Genomic DNA, 1,731 nt, shown 5'->3' with positions numbered 1-1,731 from the left:
AGGTCTACCGCTCGCCGTTCGGTGGGGATCAAACTGCAGATCCGCGCTCGAGCTTCGCACCGACGATCTCGCTGCCCACCGGTGGTGGCGCCATGCGAAGCATCGGTGAGAAATTCTCGCCCAACCCATTTACCGGAACAGGCTCGACCTCGGTGCCGATCGCCACGTCACCGGGGCGCGGTGGCTTCGGGCCGAGCCTCGCGCTGAGCTACGGCTCGGGTCAGGGCAACGGGCCGTTCGGGATCGGGTGGTCACTCGGTGTGCCCGCGATCTCGCGCAAGACCGAGAAGGGCTTGCCTGAATACTGGGACACGAGCTCGGATCCCAAGAAGAACGACACGTTCATTTTGTCGGGCGCCGAGGACCTCGTGCGGATCGGCTTCGAGCAGCGCGATGGGCATCTGATCCACCGGTTCCAGCCGCGGGTCGAGAGCGGGTTTGCGAGGATCGAGCGCTGGCGTTCCAAGGCCACGCGCGAGGTGTTCTGGAAGACGATCTCGCCGGATAATGTGACTAGTTATTACGGCAAGACCGCGGCGGCGCGGGTGGCCGATCCGGCGTTTCCCAATCATGTGTTCTCGTGGTTGCTCGAAGAGTCGCATGACGATCGTGGGAACATCGTCGTCTATGAATACAAGCAAGAGGATCTCGCGGGTGTGGACGTCAACGCGACCGAGGAGCGGCCGCGCTTGGCGGACACACCGGGGCAGGCGCAGCGCTATCTCAAGCGAATCAAGTATGGCAACGCGACGCCGTTTGTCGCTGCGGGGTGGTTGTTCGAGGTCGTGCTCGACTACGGCGAGCATGGGATCTGGCATGGTGAGCAGCTCGAGGTCACGCCCGACGAGGTCCGGCCTTGGGCGGCGCGGCCCGACACCTTCTCGAGCTATCGGGCCGGGTTCGAGATCCGCACGCGGCGGCTGTGTCGGCGCGTGTTGATGTTTCATCGCTTCGCCGAGCTCGGCGACGCGCCGTACCTGGTCGCGTCCACGGATCTCGTGCACGCCGAAGATCCCGCGATGACCCGGGTCACTGGCGTGATCCAACGAAACTACCGGCTCGACGAGGTCTCGGGGTGGTTCGACGCTGCTGCTCTGCCGGCGGTCGAGTTCGAGTACAGCGACGCGACGGTGGATCCGACGGTGCACGAGATCACCGACAAGCAGACGCTGCGAAACCTGCCCGCGGGGATCGACGGCCGGATGACGCGGCTGGTCGATCTCGACGGTGAGGGCGTACCTGGGCTGGTCACCGAAGCCGCGGGGACTTGGTACTACAAGCGGGGCCTCGGCGACGGTCACTTCGGGCCGATGGTAGCCATGCCCTCGCGGCCGACCACGCTCGGTGGCCCGGGTGTGCAGTTGATGGATATCGACGGCGATGGTCGCAAGGAGCTGGTCAGCTTCGTCGCGCCCACGCCGGGGTTCTTCACCCGGACGGAGGACGAGGGGTGGGGGAACTTTCGCAAGTTCTCGACGATCCCCAACATCGATTGGAATGACCCGCGAGTGCAGCTGATCGATCTATCTGGCGATGGGTATCCAGATGTGTTGATCGATCGCGGCGACACCATGACCTGGTACCGCAGCAAAGGCGCCGAGGGATTTGAGGCGCCCACGCGGATCCCCAACGCCCACGCGGCGGCCTCGCGGCCGATGCTGGTGTTCAACGACGCGCGGACCTCGATCCAGTTCGCGGACATGACCGGCGATGGGCTGCCGGATCTGGTGC

Annotated in this window: 1 protein-coding gene; it reads left to right on the top strand. The window is 65.0% G+C overall.

Annotated features, from left to right (window positions below; genetic code table 11):
* Positions 1-92: 92 nt before the first annotated feature.
* On the top strand, positions 93-1,731 hold a 1,639-nt coding region (locus ENSA7_RS41125), incomplete at its 3' end, for a SpvB/TcaC N-terminal domain-containing protein (RefSeq protein WP_181234633.1).

The organism is Enhygromyxa salina, assembly GCF_002994635.1.
Taxonomy (GTDB): Bacteria; Myxococcota_A; Polyangia; order Nannocystales; family Nannocystaceae; genus Plesiocystis; species Plesiocystis salina_B.
The sequence above is the reverse complement of the archived record's forward strand: the minus strand, read 5'-3'. Positions and strand labels throughout refer to the sequence as shown.